Source organism: Pseudomonas sp. S34, from assembly GCF_009866745.1.
In the GTDB taxonomy this organism is placed as follows: Bacteria; Pseudomonadota; Gammaproteobacteria; order Pseudomonadales; family Pseudomonadaceae; genus Aquipseudomonas; species Aquipseudomonas jessenii.
The window spans coordinates 504,314-522,471 of the sequence record NZ_CP019398.1 but is presented as its reverse complement, the minus strand read 5'-3'; the positions used below and the strand labels follow the sequence as shown (position 1 = coordinate 522,471).

General features: G+C 61.1%; 15 protein-coding genes. All 15 read right to left on the bottom strand.

All coding sequences use genetic code 11. The features are described 5' to 3' along the window. Positions 1 to 31: 31 nt before the first annotated feature. Positions 32 to 916: a glycosyltransferase gene (locus PspS34_RS02250; RefSeq protein ID WP_102669306.1), complete on the bottom strand. Its 885-nt coding sequence runs from the start codon at positions 914 to 916 to the stop codon at positions 32 to 34. Beyond that, complete coding sequence (locus tag PspS34_RS02245; protein WP_154861142.1) at positions 913 to 2,067, bottom strand: glycosyltransferase family 4 protein; 1,155 nt, start codon at positions 2,065 to 2,067, stop codon at positions 913 to 915. The genes PspS34_RS02250 and PspS34_RS02245 overlap by 4 nt, the downstream gene beginning before the upstream one ends. Then, the gene (locus PspS34_RS02240; RefSeq protein WP_154861143.1) at positions 2,064 to 3,506 is read right to left on the bottom strand and encodes a PIG-L family deacetylase; all 1,443 of its coding nucleotides are present in this window, start codon (positions 3,504 to 3,506) and stop codon (positions 2,064 to 2,066) included. The genes PspS34_RS02245 and PspS34_RS02240 overlap by 4 nt, the downstream gene beginning before the upstream one ends. 8 nt (positions 3,507 to 3,514) lie before the next feature. Beyond that, entirely contained in the window at positions 3,515 to 4,411 is an 897-nt protein-coding gene (locus PspS34_RS02235; protein WP_102669307.1) for a GNAT family N-acetyltransferase, read from the bottom strand. Beyond that, positions 4,411 to 5,541: a glycosyltransferase gene (locus PspS34_RS02230; RefSeq protein ID WP_057712282.1), complete on the bottom strand. Its 1,131-nt coding sequence runs from the start codon at positions 5,539 to 5,541 to the stop codon at positions 4,411 to 4,413. The genes PspS34_RS02235 and PspS34_RS02230 overlap by 1 nt, the downstream gene beginning before the upstream one ends. Further along, on the bottom strand, positions 5,525 to 7,282 hold the full coding sequence (locus PspS34_RS02225; RefSeq protein ID WP_150811915.1) for a carbamoyltransferase: 1,758 nt from the start codon (positions 7,280 to 7,282) through the stop codon (positions 5,525 to 5,527). The genes PspS34_RS02230 and PspS34_RS02225 overlap by 17 nt, the downstream gene beginning before the upstream one ends. A 166-nt stretch (positions 7,283 to 7,448) precedes the next feature. Then, positions 7,449 to 7,784, bottom strand: coding sequence for a YceK/YidQ family lipoprotein (locus PspS34_RS02220; protein WP_154861144.1), 336 nt, complete (start codon positions 7,782 to 7,784; stop codon positions 7,449 to 7,451). 239 nt (positions 7,785 to 8,023) lie between these two features. Beyond that, complete coding sequence (locus PspS34_RS02215; protein ID WP_154861145.1) at positions 8,024 to 9,475, bottom strand: lipopolysaccharide kinase InaA family protein; 1,452 nt, start codon at positions 9,473 to 9,475, stop codon at positions 8,024 to 8,026. Beyond that, positions 9,475 to 10,227: a lipopolysaccharide kinase InaA family protein gene (locus PspS34_RS02210; protein WP_057712286.1), complete on the bottom strand. Its 753-nt coding sequence runs from the start codon at positions 10,225 to 10,227 to the stop codon at positions 9,475 to 9,477. The genes PspS34_RS02215 and PspS34_RS02210 overlap by 1 nt, the downstream gene beginning before the upstream one ends. Further along, positions 10,224 to 10,958 (bottom strand): lipopolysaccharide kinase InaA family protein, encoded by a 735-nt coding sequence (locus PspS34_RS02205; protein ID WP_154861146.1) that lies wholly within the window; start codon positions 10,956 to 10,958, stop codon positions 10,224 to 10,226. Before PspS34_RS02205 ends, PspS34_RS02210 begins: the two co-directional genes overlap by 4 nt. Further along, positions 10,958 to 11,764: a lipopolysaccharide core heptose(I) kinase RfaP gene (gene rfaP / locus PspS34_RS02200; protein ID WP_057712288.1), complete on the bottom strand. Its 807-nt coding sequence runs from the start codon at positions 11,762 to 11,764 to the stop codon at positions 10,958 to 10,960. The genes PspS34_RS02205 and rfaP overlap by 1 nt, the downstream gene beginning before the upstream one ends. Further along, positions 11,765 to 12,886, bottom strand: coding sequence for a glycosyltransferase family 4 protein (locus PspS34_RS02195; protein ID WP_102671102.1), 1,122 nt, complete (start codon positions 12,884 to 12,886; stop codon positions 11,765 to 11,767). It abuts the gene before it with no gap. Then, positions 12,886 to 13,947, bottom strand: a complete 1,062-nt coding sequence (gene waaC / locus PspS34_RS02190) for a lipopolysaccharide heptosyltransferase I (protein ID WP_154861147.1) — start codon at positions 13,945 to 13,947, stop codon at positions 12,886 to 12,888. The genes PspS34_RS02195 and waaC overlap by 1 nt, the downstream gene beginning before the upstream one ends. A 1-nt stretch (position 13,948) precedes the next feature. Next, on the bottom strand, positions 13,949 to 14,983 hold the full coding sequence (gene waaF, locus PspS34_RS02185) for a lipopolysaccharide heptosyltransferase II (RefSeq protein WP_154861148.1): 1,035 nt from the start codon (positions 14,981 to 14,983) through the stop codon (positions 13,949 to 13,951). 216 nt (positions 14,984 to 15,199) lie between these two features. Continuing rightward, a complete protein-coding gene (gene glnE, locus PspS34_RS02180) occupies positions 15,200 to 18,139 on the bottom strand; it encodes a bifunctional [glutamate--ammonia ligase]-adenylyl-L-tyrosine phosphorylase/[glutamate--ammonia-ligase] adenylyltransferase (protein ID WP_154861149.1) in 2,940 nt (979 codons plus the stop codon). Between the last annotated feature and the right edge of the window lie 19 nt (positions 18,140 to 18,158).

Sequence of the window (18,158 nt, the reverse complement as noted above, 5' to 3'; positions counted from 1 at the left end):
CGCCTTCCCCCCCTTGAATCCAGCCTCCGGCTCAGTCTTTCTCCAGCCGTGAGAAATACATCCGGCCCAGTCCACGCCAGGTTTTCTTGTTCCAGGCCTTGAACGGAATCTGCGCCAGCAACTCCCGCGCCAGCTTGCGATCACGGTTGGCGGTCTTGAGGAACATGGAATTGAGGAACTTGTAGCGCACCTCGTCATACAGCGGGTGATCGCTGAAGAGCGCGTAGGTGCGCAGGATGCTATCGATCATGAAGCGGTGGTTCTTGTAGGAGTTGGTGGCGTGCTTGCGATAGCGCGCCATCAACACATTCAGACCATCGATGAAGTAACCGGCATGGGTCACCTTCAGCTCGATCAGCAAGTCTTCCAGGCGAATGGTCGGGTCGAAACCGCCCACCTTGTCCAGCGCTTCGCGGCGGATCATCAGGGTAGGCGCCGGAGGATAGGGCTTGCGCTCGAGGAACATGTCGTCGAAATCCAGACGACGGAACGGCACATCCCGACGCTGGCGCTTCTCGGGGTAGAGATTGCCGTCGGCATCGATCAGTTCGATGTTACCGGCGCAAATGCCGACCTCGGGCTTGCCCTCCATATGCGCGACCTGAGTGGCGATTCGCTCCGGCAGCATGATGTCATCCGAACCGAACGGCACGATCAGGCTGCCCTTGGCCCGGGCAATTGCACCGTTGAGGGTGTTGGTCAGCCCCTGGTTTTCCTGAACCCGGAAGTCGAAGCCATGGATGGCCTGCAATGCCTTGATCCGCTCGACGCTGTCATCCTTCGAGCCGTCGTCGACCACCAGCAACTCGATGTTCCGATAGGTCTGGTTGAGGACGCTGAGAATGCTTTCCTCGATGTATGGGGCATGGTTGTACGACGCGATGATGACTGTGACGATGGGTTGCGCGTCGTTCATGGCTGCTCCTTGCGGGCCTGTTCCAGGCCGGAATCGATCAGATTGAGGTATTCGCGACGGAACTCCTCAATGTCATGGTGTTGCTGCAGATAACGGAAGGACTGCTCGCCCTTGGCCTTGAGCTCGTCATCCGAAAGGCCAAGATAAGTGTCCAGCGCCGCCTGCAGCGTCGGCACATCCTTCGGCGTAATCGCCAGGCCACCGGCCCCCTCGATGAGCGGCAACATGGCCGGCACGTTCGAGGCGATCACCGGCAAATGCCCGCTCATGCCTTCGAGCAGCGCCAGCCCGAGGCCTTCGGCCAAAGAAGGCATGGTCCAGATGTCGAAAGCTCGAATGTACTGCAGGGCAATTTCCTTGAACCCCAGCAAATGGGCGCGACCGCTGAGGCCGAGGCGGTCGATTTCCGCGGCCAGACGCGACTCTTCGCGGCCGGCACCAATGATCGCCAGTTGGGTATTGGGGTACTTGTCCTTGAGTGCCGCGAAGGCCTGCAGCAAATAGATATGGCCCTTGACCGGCACCAGTCGCCCCAACGCACCGATCAGCCGCACCGACGGATCGATGCCCAGCATTTCACGGGCCTTTTCACGACTGTGTTGCAGACCTTCGGCCTGCTCGATGTCGATGGCATTGGTGATGGCATAGGTATTCTGATCGGTGAAGCCACAGTCACAGTCCAGCAGATACTGTTTCACCGCCGGCGACACGCCGACGAAGCGCCAGTGACGATCGATCAGTCGCTGGGTCTGGCGGCGCCGGTAAAAACGGTCGTACTCGCCAAAGCCGTGGGAAATGCCGATGCACAACGGCACTTTCAACCAGCGGTTGAGCGCCAGCATCATGTTCACCGGCTTGAAGCGGTTGCAGATCACCACATCGAATTTTTCCCGACGGCAGAACTTGTACAGCTGCCACATGGCCCGCAGGCGCATGCCCTTGAGAGATTTGTCGGAAAATTCGAAGTACACCGAACGGTCGGCTTGGCTCACTGCTTCGCCCGGCCCGGGTTTTCCGCGCAGAAACGCGGCGGTCACTTCATAGCGATCACTGGGCAGGGCCTTGACGATTTGCTCCGCGAGGTCGGCGAAATCATGGGCTTTGACATTGTAGTCAGGCTGCAGCTGCAAGACCTTTGACCGCTGACTCATAACTCTCCCCGCTGAGAAACATTGCCTGGTGTGTGCTTGATGGACCACAAAAGCTCGTGGCGCCGGACGGCCTTGCGAAAGAATTCGTTCTGGCCATAGCTGGACGGCAACCGGCCGGCCAACAAACGTTGTATCAACCGACGCAAGCGACGCTTGAACGGCATCGCCGATTGCAGGTCGTGCATCATGCCCAACGCCATGGCCTTGTCTCGCTGCTGCTCCAGCGGCAAGGGCAGGCAATAAGGCTGCATCGGCTGGGCCGGATCGAAGGCTGGCGGCAGGGCGATGCCATCACCGGTATCGCCCATCGGCCAGCGGTCGTTGTCGTGCAGGTGGTTGGCATAGCCCAATAGCGTGGTCGGCTGCCAGTCCAGGCCTTGCAAGGCTTCGAGAACTGCCGCCTGGGCGCAGACATGGTCGGGATGCGGATCGAGGGTCGGATGCGGCAGGACGATGACCTCGGGGCGGGCCCGCAGCAGCAACTCACGCAGATCCGCCAGCAGATTGTTCCAGGTCGGCGCGCCATCGGCATCGCCCGGTAGCGTGAAAGGATTCAACTGACGGAACAGCCGGGTATCGTCCAGGTCCGCTTCCCGCGATCCCGCGGTCACCGCAGGCGCGGCCTGCATGCTCGCCAGTTGCAGGCAGAAATAACCCAGTTGTACGCAGCGGGCCTCGGGTACACCGGCCCAACGTGGCACGGTGATGCTGTCCCAGGTGCGCAGGCGGCCTTTCAAGCGGGCCGCATCGACCTTGTTCAGTCCCATCTGCCGGTAGTGTTCGGCTTCGATTTCGCCCGCTGTCAGCGTGACGATCCAGGTTTCGTCGGCCTGGCTGTACAAACCGTAGGCTGCCAGCTCGGCATCATCGGCGTGGGGCGCGATGACCATCACCCGTTGACGCCGATAATCCGGATGTTCCAGTGCCCACAGCACAGGCTCACCGAACACACGACAGAAACGCCCGCGCAAGCGCAGCTCACCACGCGACAGCGCCTGAGCCTGACCACTGAGATTGAGGTAACGCAGGCCGTTTACGCCTCGTTCGAAGGTTTGTCGGTCAGGGTTTTCGCCCCCCGCCAACTCGACCACTGGATCGATAAAACGTCCCAGCCAGGTGCTTTTCACCCGCAGCGCCAGCACCAGCGTCGCATCGTCGACCAGCATCACGCCCTCGTCCAGCCGCAAATGTTCACCGTTCAGGTGCACCTTGGGCTGGGGCGTGTAGGGGGGAAAGCTGTACTGGTAATCGTCTTTCGGTGAGTAGAACAGGTGGTCGGCAAACCAGGCTTCGTGGGCAACCCAACCCAGAACCGCCAGCACCAGCGGCAACCACCAGGCCACCAGTACACCCATGACGATCAACAGCACCAGCGCAATCAGCAGGCCGATACGTTTGTTGCGCCGATGGCGCTTGAGCAGTTGCTGTTTGCGGCTCATGGTTTGGCTCATACGGTGAAGACCGGCACAGGGTTGCACCAGCGATCCTTGTATTCACGGTCGGCGCGACCGAAGGAAAAGCGCAACGGTTTGTCCTGCGCCCGGGCATGCTCCCAGGCGCTTTGCGTATTGATGAAGCTCAATACGCTACCGGGGCTGAATTCGCGGGTTTCGGGGTCAACGCCGCCGTTGATGTACTCGACACTGATCCATTCCGGCGCTTCGACGCGGTACACCAGTTGAATCGCAATCGGCGCATCGTTGAGGAAGATCACCGAACCGATCAGCAACTCGCGCAGCAGCTCGAGGACTTCGGCCATGCGCGCAGCGCCGGTGGCCGGGAACCCCCAACGACGCTGGAACAGATCACAGTAGATCGCCGCCAATTCAGCGCTGGAAAATTCGCCGACCGGACGCACCACACCGCCCGCCTCTTCCAGCAGACGCAATTCGCGGCGCTGGTTGTAGCGAAACTTCTTCGACAGCTCTTCCGGGGTACGGGCCATGGCCAGTTGTTCTGCCTGCAACTTCATGCCGCTGAAGCGGGTTTCGTTGAGTGCCGACAAGTAGCGTGCACGATGGCGCAGAGGGGCCTGAACATCAGCGGCGGCCGGTAAAATCAGCTCGGCATTGCCGAGATCGAACAGGCCTTTTTTGCCGTTGCGCTTGAGCACATCCTTGGACAGCGCCACATCGCGGCCCCAGGTCGGGATCGCGGCCTTGACTTCGCCCTGTTGCTCCCAGGCCAGGTATCGCACCGGGATGCCGGCAAGATCCGCCAGACGTTCGACCACCAGAGGGTGAGTCGCGACGCTTCCGCCAAATTGCTGCCAGGCTTTTGCGTAGGTAGAGGCGTCAACGGGCGACCAGCCACGTTCGCGCCAGCCTTGGAATCGGTTGAGCATCAGCCCCTCGGTGCCAGATCGGTAACTTGCGGCAGACGCCAGAAGGTGTCGCGCACCGCACGGTCGGAGAAACGCTCACGCAAGCGATCGAGCATCATCTCGGCGCATTGACGGCGCTGTTGATCATCCATACCCGCCAAATGTTGCAGGCCTTGTGCAAGGTGTTCAGCATCGCCGAGCGGGAACAGAATGCCCACGCCTTCGACCACTTCCTTCGCCCCGCCACACGCTGTGGCGAGCAAGGGTACGCCAGCGGCCATTGCCTCCAGCAGCACCATGCCGAACGGTTCGTGATCGGAACTCAGGGCAAATACATCAAAGGCGCGGAAATAATTGCGCGCGTCCGGCACCTGACCGAGGAACAGCACCCGATCACCGATACCCAGCTCCCGAGCCAGCTCCTTGAGATCCTGCTCCAGACGCCCCTTGCCGAGAATCACCAGTTGGCTGTTGCCCGGAAGCCCCGGCAACGCCGCAGCAAAACCGTGCAGCAGAGTAGCCTGATCCTTGTCCGGGTGCAGTCGGCCAACGTTGCCGACAATCCACGCATCAGCCGAGAGACCGAGGGTTTCCCGAGCTTCGCGAGCGGAAACCTGACTGGCTTGCAGCGCAGGCACGTCAATGCGGTTGTAAAGGGTTTGAATACGCGTCGCCGGCCATTTCGGCAGGCATTGGCGCATGTCGTCGCGCACCGCATCGGACACACCGAGCAGGCTCAGACGCTTGCGGAAAATATGCGCGAACAGTTTGCGCGTGCCGCGCTTGTAATCGTCAAACGCGTGGTGCACGCCAATCACCGGCAACGAAGTGCCGAGCAAGGCGATGTAGATCGGCTTGAAGCGATGGGCGATGCAGAAACTGAAGTTGCGCGACGCGGCGATCTTGCGCAGATCGCCGATGGCACCCAGCTTCAGGCCGCGAATGGCCTTGGAGCTGTATTCCATGAACAACACTTCATCGGAAGCACACGCTGCGGCCACCTCGCTATCGGCAGCCCCGGTCAGAAAGACCGTGGTCACCCGATAACCGGTGCCCGCGAACAGACTGGCGTACTGCCGTGCGCAGTCCAGGAACGGCCCGTCATAGCCGTGGCAGAACTGCAGCACATGGCGTTCAGCCGAGCGAGTCATAAGCGTTTGCGCCCTCTTTGACCACCAGGATGTCTTCCATGATCAGGTACTGCAGATCGGAGCCGAAGAACATATTCAATGCATCGGTCGGCGAGCAGATCATCGGCTCGCCACGACGGTTGAGCGAGGTGTTGAGCGACACGCCGTTGCCGGTGAGCACTTCCAGCGCTTTCATCATGTCGTAGTAGCGCGGGTTATATTCGCGCTTGAGCACCTGGGCCCGGGAGGTGCCGTCTTCGTGGACGACTTCCGGCACGCGGGTTTTCCACTCTTCAGCCACTTCGAAGGTGAAGGTCATGAACGGAGCCGGGTGATCGATCTTGATCATCTGCGGCGCCACGGTGTCGAGCATCGACGGGCAGAAAGGCCTCCAGCGCTCGCGGAACTTGATCTGGTGGTTGATGCGGTCGGCCACGCCCGGCACGCTTGGGCAACCGATGATCGAACGCCCGCCCAGTGCACGCGGACCGAACTCCATGCGGCCCTGGAACCAGGCCACCGGGTTGCCATCGACCATGATTTTGGCGATCTGCTCCGGCATGTTGTCGAGCTTGCGCCAGGTCGGCTTGTTCTCGTGACGGGCGCATGCGGCAATCACGTCTTCGTTGCTGTACGACGGGCCGAGGTAGACGTGTTCCATCTTCTCGACCGGCACGCCGCGGGCGTGGGACACATAGGCTGCCGCGCCGACTGCGGTACCGGCATCACCGGACGCCGGCTGTACGAACAGCTCTTTGACGTCGTCGCGGGCGATGATTTTCTGGTTCAGCTTGACGTTCAACGCACAGCCACCGGCATAGGCCAGTTTGCCGGTTTCCTTGAGCACGTCGCCCAGGTAGTGGTCGATCATCTGCAGCGCAATCTTTTCGAACAGCGCTTGAATGCTGGCGGCGTAGTGGATGTAAGGCTCGTCGGCGATGTCGCCTTCGCGCTTTGGACCCAGCCACTCGATCAGTTTCGGCGAGAAGTAGTAACCCTTGCCCTTTTCTTTGTAGCGACGCAGGCCGATGACGTTGGCGTAGTCGGTGTTGATCACCAGTTCGCCGTTTTCGAACGAAGCCAAGCGCGAGAAATCATATTTGCTGGCGTCGCCGTACGGCGCCATGCCCATGACCTTGAACTCACCGTCGAGCATATCGAAACCGAGGAACTCGGTGATCGCGCCATACAGGCCGCCGAGGGAGTCCGGATCGAAGAATTCCTTGATCTTGTGGATCTTGCCGTTTTCGCCATAACCGAAGAAGGTCGTGGCGTACTCGCCCTTGCCGTCGATGCCCAGGATCGCGGTTTTCTCTTTGAAACCGGAACAGTGATAAGCGCTGGAGGCGTGGGCAAGGTGGTGCTCGACCGGCTCGATCTTGATCTTCTTCGGATCAAAACCCAGCTGCTCCAGGCACCAGACGATCTTGTTGCGATAGCGCTTGTAGCGACGATTGCCCATCAGGATCGCGTCGAGTGCACGGTCCGGGGCGTACCAGTAACGCTTGGCGTACTGCCAGCGGGCCTTGCCGAACAGACTGATCGGTGCGAATGGAATCGCGACCACGTCAACGTCGGACGGCTTGATACCGGCCTGTTCCAGGCAGAATTTCGCCGATTCGTAGGGCATGCGGTTCTTTGCATGTTTATCGCGTACGAAGCGTTCCTCTTCAGCCGCCGCGACCAGCTTGCCGTCGATATACAGGGCTGCGGAAGGATCATGGCTAAGGGCGCCGGACAGGCCAAGAATCGTCAATGCCACAGGGGTCTAGCCTCTTTAGTCTGCATGCAGGCGCAAGCGCCTCAAAAATTAATGTGCCCTCGCAATGAGCGAGAGACAGCTAAAGGGCGGGATTATAGCGTAAAAGCGGCGGCAAACCTCTAGCCGCAAGCGGCACGCAACCACGGCCGGGACCTCACGGCATTTTTTATCCGCGCGCAGGCCGCCAATAGATGGCGATACTGCCGTCCACGCTTTGCCGGTAAATCGTGTACGGCAAGACAACGGTATCCAGCGCGCCAGACACGGCCAGGTCCACCAATACGAGCGGCACAAGGACACCCGTAGGGTCTGGCGGTGCATTCAAGACACAGAAGTCGTAGGCGAGGCCGCTGTAGACCCGTGGAATGGATTGGCAATAGGTCTTTTGCCGACGCAGCCCCTGCGCGGCTTGGGCTTCATCCTGCAGGACGGTGGCGGCGGTCCCGCACCCCGTTAGCGACACTGATAAAACACCCGCTGAAACTGCCATTTTGATCGTCACAGCCTACCCTCCGAGAACGTCAGGCAAACTAGCATCCGGGCGATTTGGGCCACAGTTCATGACTTCCCAAGATCGCGTAGGACGGTTCACAAGAACTTGTCGCCCTTCTCGGCTGGCAGTTCCGGCCCCTTCGCGAGCAAGCCCGCTCCCACATTAGCTCTCCAGCGAACACAATATTTGTGGGCGACATAGATCAACTGTGGGAGCGGGCTTGCTCGCGAAAGGACCGAAGGTCCGATTCAGCCCGCGCTGGAGATGTCTTTGGGAAGACGCTGATCGATGACCTGATAAAGGGCACTGCCCTCAGGCCAATTGCGCATGAACCGCGCGCGATCCCTTGCATACGCTGGGGAGAAACTACCGAGGGAGCCGTGCTGGCACATCGAATCGAGGTCGATCAACGCCCAGCGATCCTGCTGCCAGAACAGGTTATGCCCCTTGAAGTCGCCATGGCTGATGCGTAGACGAATCAACTCGGCGAACAGATGATCCAGTGCCGCCAGCTCGGCTTCCGGTGCATCACCACGCTCCACATACGGCGCAAAACGCTCGATGATGTCCGGCCCCGGCAGGTACTCGGTGATCAGGTAAGCCCGGCTACGCAGCCACAGGAAACGCTTTTCCAGCAACGCCAGCGGCTTGGGCGTGGCAATCCCGAGGAACGCCAGGCGGTTACCTTCGCGCCATGAATGCCAGGCCCGGCTCGGGCGCCAGAAGCGCTTGAGCCAGTGGGCAAAACCCTTGATGTTGTAGCGCTTGATCACCAGCGTGCGGCCATCCACCTCGACCTTGCCGACGCTCGCCGCACCGCCGGTCTTGTACAGGTGCCCTTGATCGAGCAAGGCATCGGCCTGCTCCAGCACAGGCACCATCGACGGCACTTCCTCGCGGCGAATCGCCCGTAACCCGAAGGCTCCGCGCTGGACGCTGAACAGCGTGCACTCGCGGCCGACCTTGATCAGGAAGTCCTTGAGGCGCCAACTGCGGACCTTGTCGATCTGCTTCTGCAACGCCTCCATGGGCAAGGCGTGTTCGCCGTTGCTAAGCAGGTAATACACCAGCAACTCTTCAATGAAGGGTTCAATCGACTTCGGCAACTGGGCGAAGAACACCCCGAGGTTTTCCAGGACCTTCTGCCGGGACAGCGGCTGACCAGCTGTCTCGCAGCAGATACCTGCGCCATCGATCAGGTACAGGCGACCACCCTGACGCAGCAAATTGTCCAGGTGCAGGTCTTCCTGCCACAGGCCCTTGCGATGCATCTGTCCGATCGCGCCCAACGCCTCGGCCAACACCGCCCCTTGCCCATCGGACAGTACGGGCTGCTGCTCCACCTGTTTCCAGGTGTCGCCCAGGCTTTCGGCATGCTCAAGGAAATCAAACAGCAGCCAGCCACCCTCGCCGTCCTTCAGGCCATCGGCCAACAGCTGCGGCGTGGTCAGCCCCTGGGCAGAGAGCAGGCGCACGCCATCCAGTTCACGCTGAAAATGCCGTGCAGCCTTGTTGCCGACCAGCAATTTGGCCAACACCGGCCGGCCACGCCAGACGCCAGCACCGACATAACGCTGCCCCGGCAACACCCGCAACAGGCTCAGCAGTTGCAGCTCGGCGGGGCCGGCGGCGTCGGCCAACGAAACGCTCAGCGGCAAAACGGGAGTGCGGCCTGCGGTCTTCAGTTCGGATAAACGCATCAGCGCGGCCTCTTTTGGCTACGCCGCGCAGTCAATCGCTGCAGCCAGCTATCGATCAGCGAGCTGTCCTGCGGCTGATCCAGATAGGCGGCCAGCAATTGCCGCAGTTGCGACTCGCCCCACTCGGGCGCACGGCGCGTCAGCGGCTCCAGGTCCTTGATTCGGTCACGCTGCCCGTACAGCAGCGGCCGGGTCTTTTCCAGGTCGATCAATTGAGCCTGATAGCCGTTGCCGGTGGCGCGCATGAAAATGTGCTTGGGATAGAAACACCCATGCACCTGGCGTGCGGCGTGCAGCTGCCGGGCCAGTTCGCCACTGGCCTTGAGGATTTCCGAGTGCTGCTCAGGGCTCAATTGAGTCCAGCGCTGCAACAGCGAGTCGAGGTCGTCCCAACCGTCCAGGGCACGGGTCAGCAGGATCGCGCGGACCTCGCCATTGACCTTGCGCTCCCCGTAGAACACCGCTTCGAGCGCCGGAATGCCCATCTTCCGGTAACGGGAGATGTTGCGAAACTCGCGAGCGAAACTCGGCTCGCCGAACGGTGCGCGCAAGGTGCGGGTCAGGTAGTTGCTTTGACGCTTGAGGTAGAAACCATGACCTTCCAGATCCAGCCGAAACACGCTGCTCCAGCCGCCGCCAACGGTGTTGGGTTCGTCCACCGCATCGAGCTGTTTGGTCCAAAGTGCCTCGAACGTGCCGAGGCCATGGCGCTCAAGCAGCGCACGGTCTTCAGCGGCCAGAAAGTCAGTCATTCGCGTCCCTCGAAAAATCTCACCACGTGCCGGATGCGTTTTTTGTCCGCAGCGTTGAGCCGGGTCCGGTTGCGGTATTGCAGGTAAAAGCGCAGGCGCTGTGTAGCCGACAATTGATATTTGGCGACCTTGTCCAGGCACGCCAGATCCTTGGTAATACGGTACTTGAGCCAGAAACCGCGCCAGAAATCGCCGTTGGGGCAATCGATCAAAAACACTCGAGCCTGATCGTCGATCAGCAGGTTGCGCCACTTCAAATCATTATGGGTGAAGCGGTGGTCGTGCATGGTCCGGGTGTATTGGGCCAGCTGACGACTGACGGTATTGACCCAGGCGCGGTCCGCCAGCTTCGGGTCGTGGCGCTCGGCCAGTGCCGACAAGTCCTCGGTACCCGGCAGCTCCCGGGTAATCATCGCGCCGCGAGCGTAGGCCGCACCGCGCCGCTCCAGCCCCCAGGCCACCACTTCGGCAGTGGGGATACCCCACTTGGCAAAGCGCTTGAGGTTCTGCCATTCCATCTTCACCCGAGGCTTGCCCAGGTAACGCCGCAAGCCTTTGCCGGCGCCCACATACCGTTTGACGTAATAGTTGACGCCATTGCGCTCGACACGGATGACCTCCGAGAGCGCGTCACGGGTCAAACGCTCGCCTTGCAGCGCAAACACAGCCTCGAGGCTGCCGAAGTCATCGGCCAGCTCGCTGTAGGCCGGTTCCAGCTTCCAACCCGACATCAGAGCGCATCCCCGTATCGCTGTTTACGCTCGTAGAGCTTGTTGGCCTTGCCGTCGAGCCATGCCAGCAAAGCTGCCTCTTCACACAGGATCTGTCGTATCGGTTGCTGGAAATAGCCTTTGAGGAAGCGCAGCTTGTCGCGGCGGGTCAGGCCGATGTCCAGCGCGGAAAAGTACAGGGCAGCCAGGTCCTTGTTGCGCCAGCGTAAGGTGATCGCCGGACGGGTCTGGGCACGGTGCAGGTCGATCACCGAAAGCTTGAAGTCGTCGGCGGTCACCGGTTTGTCGGTGTGCAGCAGGAAATGGCAGATGTAGCAGTCGCGGTGGTTGACCCCGGCGCGGTGCATCATGCCGGTCATGCGCGCGACTTCGGCGATCAGTGCGCGCTTGAGTTTTGGCTCCGGTGGCTGTCGGGTCCAGTTGATGCTGAAATCTTCCAGGCTGACCGTCGGCGCCAGCTCTTCGGTGACGATGAACGAATGTTGATCGGCCGGGTTACGGCCCTTCTCGCCATACGCGACGGCGGTCATGGTCGGCACGCCGACTTCCTGCAGTCGCTGAATCGCCTTCCACTCCTGACCGGCACCCAGTACAGGAAGCTTGGCCGTCAGCAGGTTCTTGAATATTTCGCCCCAGCCGATGCCACGGTGGATTTTCACGAAAAACCCGTTGCCGTCGACTTCCGTGCGTAATGTCCGGCGTGCTTCCAGCTCGCGGTACACCTCGCCCTTGAGCCCCTCGACTTCGGCGAACGGGTCGCGTCCGGCCCAGAGGCTCTTGAACGGTTCAGCCAGCATCAACTTCATTTAAGCGTGCTCCGCCAGAATCACATCCGCCGCGTGCTGCGGCATGCTGTAGAGGTCGGCCGTTTCGGCGAAGGCCAGACCATTGCGGCTCCAGGCCGCCCTTGCTTGAGCGTCGTTCAACATGCCGGTCAGGTACTGCGTCAGCTGTGCCTGATCGAACGGTTCGTCCAGCACCAGGCCAGCATCGGCCTCGGCGATGTAATGGGCGTAACCGCACACCGCGCTCACCAGCACCGGCAAGCCGGCCACCAGGGCTTCGAGCAGCACGGTGCCGGTATTCTCGTTGTACGCCGGGTGGATCAACAGATCGGCACCCAACAGGAAACGCGGAATGTCACTGCGCCCTTTGAGGAACGTGACGTTGTCGCCCAGCCCCAAGGTCGCGCTCTGCATCTGGAATAACTTGGGGTCATCCTGGCCAATTACAAACAGCCGGGTGCGCTTCTTAAGATCAGCGGGCAATGCCGCCAGCGCCTTGAGGCTGCGATCGACGCCCTTGGTCTTGAACCCGGAGCCGATCTGCACCAGCAGCAGTTCATCGTCCTTGAGATTGAATTCAGCGCGGAACCCGGCACGAATTTCATCGGCATCGGCCGGCCGACGACGATCCTGGGCGATACCCGGTGGCAGCAGGTGAAAGCGCTCCAGCGGCGTGTCGTAATGCTTGATGAACAGCGGTTGCTGGACCTCGGAAATCATCAGCACTTCGGTCTTCGCCTCTTTGGCAAACACCGCCCGCTCGTATTCGGCGAAGTGGCGATAGCGGCCCCAACGGCGATACAGCGAGTTACGCAGGTTCTGCGCCTTGTCTTCGAAACAGCCGTCGGCGGCGTAGTAGACGTCCAGGCCCGGCATCTTGTTAAAGCCGATCAGGCGGTCGACCGGGCGCTTGGCCAGGTCCGCGTCCATCCATTCGCTGAGCTTTTCGTTGCGCCGATGGTTGAAGAACGCCTTGACCGGCGCCACCAACACTTCGAAACCCGGCGGTACGTCACCTTCCCAAATCAGCGTGTAGACGCGAATCTGATGGCCGCGCTTCTGGCACTCCAGGGCGATTCGCATGAAATCGCGCTGCAAGCCGCCAAATGGAAAATACTTGTACAAGACAAATGCCAATTGCATCAGCGCAGCTCCTCAGCCATTAACAACGTGCTCAGTCGGCTCGCGACACGCTCGGGATTCAGACGCGTGAAGCACAACGGCCACTCGCGTTTCAGGTCAAACTGACGGGCATCTTCAGCCGTCGGTTGATAAGTGCATTTCTTTTGCAGGCACGGCGCACAAGGGAAGTCGCTGGCCAGGTGAATCTGCACCTTGCCATAGGCGCCGGTCAGGCCCGGGTTGGTCGGGCCGAACAGCGACAGCGTCGGCACATCCAGCGCGGCGGCCAGATGGCCCAGGCCGGTGTCCACCGCCACGCAGGCCTGTGCGCCCGCCAGTACCTTGCCGACACCGGCCAGGTTCAGTTTGGGCAATACCTCGGCGTGTTTGAAACCGGCTGCGATGCGCTCGGCCCGGGCTTTCTCCAGCGCATTGCCCCACGGCAGTTTCACCCCTACGCCCAGGTAACCGACCCGCTCGGTCAGCTCACGCCAATAGGCTTCGGGCCAGTGCTTGGTGTCCCAGGTGGTGCCGTGCAGAAACACCACGTACGGATTCTTGCGCGGCAATTCCACCAGGCGCTCGATATTCAGTCCGTAGTCGCCCAGGCCTTTGGGCAAGTCATAGCCCAACGCAATGGCGAACAACTGACGCACTCGCTCCACCGCGTGCTGCCCGCGGGCAACGGCCAGGCGTCGATCGTAAAAGCGCGCAGCGATGGGTTCGCGTGCAGAGTTTTTATCGAGGCCGGCCACCGGCGCCTTGACGTAACGGGTCAGCCAGGCGCTTTTCAGCAGGCCCTGGGCGTCGATCACCAAGTCATATTTCGTGGCGCGAACGCTTTGCTTGAAGCGCCTCCACTCACCGCTCTTGATGGTCTGCCAGATGTTTTTGCGCCAGCGACGTATCGCCACCGGAATCACCTTGCCCACCGCTGGATGCCAGGTCGGGATCTCGGCAAAGCCTTCTTCCACCACCCAGTCGAATTTGATGCCGGGGATCGCCCGCGCCGCGTCGGTCAACGCCGGCAACGCATGAATGACGTCGCCCAGCGAAGAAGTCTTGATCAACAGAACCCGCAAGCTATTTGACCTCGACCGGAGTGCCTTGCAACCGCTGCAGGGCTTCGTTCACCGCTTGCGGCATGAGTTGGCGCAAGCAGTTGTAATGGCCGAAACGGCAGGTGCGGTCGAAGCATGGACTGCACTCGATGCCCAGGCGAACGACTTCGACGTGCTCGGCCAACGGTGGCGTGAAACCTGGCGACGTCGAGCCGTAGACTGCCACCAATGGGCGATTCAGGGCGGCGGCAACGTGCATCAGGCCGGAGTCGTTGGACACCACCGCATCGGCGCAGGACATCAGGTCGATGGCTTCGGCCAGCGAGGTGCCGCCGCTGAGGTTGACCGATTCTTCACGCAGGCCGGGAATCAGCCGCGCGCGGATGTCTTCGCCTACGGCGTGGTCGTTTTTCGAACCGAACAGCCAGACTTGCCAGCCTTCGCGGATCTTCGTTTCGGCAACCTTGGCGTAATGCTCGGACGGCCAACGCTTGGACTCACCAAACTCGGCGCCGGGGCACAGGGCCAACACCGGGCGATCGAGGGTCAGGCCGAACTTGGCAAGCGCCGCTTCGCGTGTAACCGGGTCGATCTGCAGGCTCGGACGTGGATACGGCTTTGGCAACTCAACGCCCGGCTCGTAAGCCAGGGCCATGAACCGCTCGATCATCAGAGGATAACGATCCTTGTCCAGCGTGCGCACGTCATTGAGCAGGCCATAGCGAAACTCGCCACGCCAGCCGGTGCGCTTCGGGATCCCGGCAAAGAACGGCACCAGCGCCGACTTCAGGGAATTGGGTAACAGGATCGCCTGGTCGTACTGGCCAGCCAGGGATTTGCCGATGCGCCGACGCGTTGCCAGTTCCAGGACACCGTGACCGAGCGGAAAGCTCAAGGCCTGGCGAACTTCGGGCATGCGCTCAAGAATCGGCCGGCTCCACTCGGGGGCCAGCACGTCGATTTCGCATTGCGGGTGGCGTTGTTTCAGACACTGGAAAAGTGTCTGCGCCATCACCATGTCACCGACCCAACTGGGCCCAACGATCAGAATTTTCATGTGGTTTCCATAAACGAACCGGGGAGGCCTACGCCTCCCCGCCTCGAAAATTCTACAGAACAACGCAAGTCTACTGTAGAAGCGAGCTTGCTCCGGGCGGCGATCCGACGATGAACCTGAAACCCCTCAGGGTGTCAGGCTCGCCGCGTTATCGTTAACGACCATCGCGAGCAAGCTCGCTCCTACAGGGAATATTGGCGTATCAAATATCCCGTTTCAGCTTAGCCCCAGCTCACGCCAGATCCGCATGACCTGCCGCCGTTCGTCCGCGAACTGATCGCCCGGAATCACCCCGGGGTCCTTCTGCAAGGCCTGCCGGTGGGCGGCGGAACGGTACGCTTTATACGCTTCACGCAACAGGCTGGCATCTTCGACGGGCATCAACCCTTCATGCTCCAGCTCTTCCAGAATGCGGATGTTGTCCGTCCAGCGTAGCAATGGCGGGTGTGTTTCGGACCACGCCAGGGCCGCGTATTGCACCATAAATTCAATATCGACGATACCTCCGGCGTCCTGCTTGATATCGAACGGCGCCGTGGCTTCGAAGGCATTTGCCCCGGTGCCGGCCGCGGTGCTCTTGCTGCCGAGGTTATCGCGCATCTTGGCGCGCATCTCGCTGACTTCCTGGCGCAGGGTCGGCAGATCACGTGTTTTGCCCAATATCGTGGCACGGACTTTCTCGAAGGCCTGGCCGACATCCTGACTGCCCACCAACACCCGCGCGCGCACCAATGCCTGATGCTCCCAGGTCCAGGCCTCGTTTTCCTGATAGCGGGCAAACGCACCCAGGGAACTCACCAGCAAGCCCGACGCCCCGGATGGTCGCAGACGCATGTCCACTTCATACAACTGTCCGGAGTTGGTCTGTGCCGTCAGCAAGTGAATGATCCGCTGCCCCAATCGGGTGAAAAATTGCGCGCCATCGATGGATTTGGCTCCATCGGTTTCAGCCTGTGGATCGCCATCGTGGATGAACACCAGGTCCAGGTCCGAACCATGCCCGAGTTCCAGGCCGCCGACTTTCCCATAACCGACAATGATGAAGCCGGGATCGCACAAGGTGCCATCGGTGCGCAGCGGCGTGCCGTACTTGGCCACGGTTTGCCGCCAGGCCAGTGCCAGCACTTGCTCCAGGATCGCCTCGGCGAGCCAGGTCAGGTAATCGCTGACTTTCATCAGCGGCAGGCTGCCGGCGATTTCCGAGGCGGCCACTCGCAAGCGGTGCGCCAGCTTGAAATGGCGCAGAGCTTCCATTTGCTGTTCGAGGTCGTCCTCGGGAATCCGTGTCAGGCGCTCGCGCAACTCTGCCGCCAGCTCTGGCGCCAATGGCGGTTTGAACAGCCGGCCTTCGTTGAGCAATTCGTCGAGCAGCAGCGGGAAGCGGGTGATTTGCTCGGCGATCCACGGGCTCGCCGCGCACAGCGTCAGCAAACGCCGCAACGCACTGGGGTTCTCGGTCAACAGCACCAGGTACGCGGAACGACGGGCCACGGCTTCGACCAGCGGCAACACCCGTTCCAGTACCAGATCCGGATTGTCATGTTCCACGGCCTGTGCCAGCAAACGCGGAATAAAAGCATCGAGACGTTCGCGACCCAGACGCTGCATCGCCCTCAATTGCGGGCTGCCGCGCAAGCCAGCCAGGGCTTTCAAGGCTTTTGGGGCATCCTTGAAACCACCCTCTTCCAGTTGACGGCAGGCGGCCTCATCGTCCTGGGCCTCTTCCCACAGCGGCAACCACTCACCGCCGACCACCACTTCGCTTTCGGCGCCCTGTTCTTCATCGGGATCGGCGATCACCTGCCCGAAGTGCCAGGCCACTCGGCCGCGCCAATACATCAGTTGTTCGTGGAACGCCGTCCAGTTCGCGAAGCCCAGCATAAAGGCAATGCGCGCCTGATCCTGCTCGCCATCGGGCAACATTTGCGTCTGGCGATCGGCAATCGCCTGAATCGCGTGTTCGGTGTAACGCAGGAATTCGTAACCTTCACGCAGCTCGCTGATCACGTTCGGCGGCAGGTACCCCTGACCTTCCAGCGTGCTCAATACCTTTAATAGTGGGCGCTGCTGCAAGCTCAGATCGCGGCCGCCGTGGATCAACTGGAACGCCTGGGCAATAAACTCGACTTCGCGAATACCGCCGGAACCGAGCTTGATGTTGTCGGCCATGCCCTTGTGCCGCACTTCCTGCTGGATCAGCTGCTTCATGGTGCGCAGCGCTTCGATGGCGGAAAAGTCGAGGTAACGCCGGTAAACGAATGGCCGCAGCATCTCTTGCAGTTGCGCGCCGGCTACTTGATCCCCGGCCACCACCCGCGACTTGATCATCGCGTAGCGTTCCCAGTCGCGCCCCTGGTCCTGGTAATACTGCTCCAGCGCGTTGAAGCTCAGCACCAGCGCGCCCGCCGAACCGTAGGGACGCAAACGCATGTCGACGCGAAATACAAAGCCGTCGACGGTCATCGGGTCCAGGGCCTTGATCAGCCGCTGGCCCAGACGGATGAAGAACTCCTGGTTATCCAGCGGGCGTTTGACGCCAACTGTTTCGCCACCCTCGGGATAGGCAAAAATCAGGTCGATGTCCGATGACAGGTTCAGCTCCACGGCACCGAGCTTGCCCATGCCGAGAATGACCATCTGCTGCGGCTCGCCGCTGCGCCGCCCGGTCGGCACGCCGAACTGCTGGCAATGCCGCACGTACAACCATTGATAGGCCTGATCGATGCTGGCATCGGCCATGTCCGAAAGGTCGCGGCAGGTCTGGATCAAATCGGCCTGGCGGGTCAGGTCGCGCCAGATGATCCGCACCTGATGGCGTGCACGCTGGCGGCGCAAGGCGCGGCCAAGCTGATCATCGGTCTCGGCCACGTTCGCGGCGGCCGCGATCTGCCCGCACAACTCACCGGGAGCGAAGCCGCGGTCCAGTTCGCCGGATTGCACCAGCCCCAGCAACATCAAAGGGTCACGAACACACTGTTCAATCACGAAATCGCTGGCGGCGGTGACGCGGGCAAATTGCGCCCAACGTTCCGGCGTCCAGGCGGACAACCCGTGGTCATCGTCCAGAGCGGCGACGGCAGCCCGGAACGACTGCTCGGCACGGGTGACAAACGGCAGGAGAATGGCGGGCAGTTCGGCAAGCGAGGGGAGGCTCATGGTCTATCCTTGATCGGCG

Bases quoted from the DNA above. Each gene is read 5' to 3' on its own strand.
- PspS34_RS02250 (WP_102669306.1), bottom strand. From the start codon at position 916: ATGAACGACGCGCAACCCATCGTCACAGTCATCATCGCGTCGTACAAC.
- PspS34_RS02245 (WP_154861142.1), bottom strand. From the start codon at position 2,067: ATGAGTCAGCGGTCAAAGGTCTTGCAGCTGCAGCCTGACTACAATGTC.
- PspS34_RS02240 (WP_154861143.1), bottom strand. From the start codon at position 3,506: ATGAGCCGCAAACAGCAACTGCTCAAGCGCCATCGGCGCAACAAACGT.
- PspS34_RS02235 (WP_102669307.1), bottom strand. From the start codon at position 4,411: ATGCTCAACCGATTCCAAGGCTGGCGCGAACGTGGCTGGTCGCCCGTT.
- PspS34_RS02230 (WP_057712282.1), bottom strand. From the start codon at position 5,541: ATGACTCGCTCGGCTGAACGCCATGTGCTGCAGTTCTGCCACGGCTAT.
- PspS34_RS02215 (WP_154861145.1), bottom strand. From the start codon at position 9,475: ATGCGTTTATCCGAACTGAAGACCGCAGGCCGCACTCCCGTTTTGCCG.
- PspS34_RS02210 (WP_057712286.1), bottom strand. From the start codon at position 10,227: ATGACTGACTTTCTGGCCGCTGAAGACCGTGCGCTGCTTGAGCGCCAT.
- PspS34_RS02205 (WP_154861146.1), bottom strand. From the start codon at position 10,958: ATGTCGGGTTGGAAGCTGGAACCGGCCTACAGCGAGCTGGCCGATGAC.
- rfaP (WP_057712288.1), bottom strand. From the start codon at position 11,764: ATGAAGTTGATGCTGGCTGAACCGTTCAAGAGCCTCTGGGCCGGACGC.
- PspS34_RS02195 (WP_102671102.1), bottom strand. From the start codon at position 12,886: ATGCAATTGGCATTTGTCTTGTACAAGTATTTTCCATTTGGCGGCTTG.
- waaF (WP_154861148.1), bottom strand. From the start codon at position 14,983: ATGAAAATTCTGATCGTTGGGCCCAGTTGGGTCGGTGACATGGTGATG.
- glnE (WP_154861149.1), bottom strand. From the start codon at position 18,139: ATGAGCCTCCCCTCGCTTGCCGAACTGCCCGCCATTCTCCTGCCGTTT.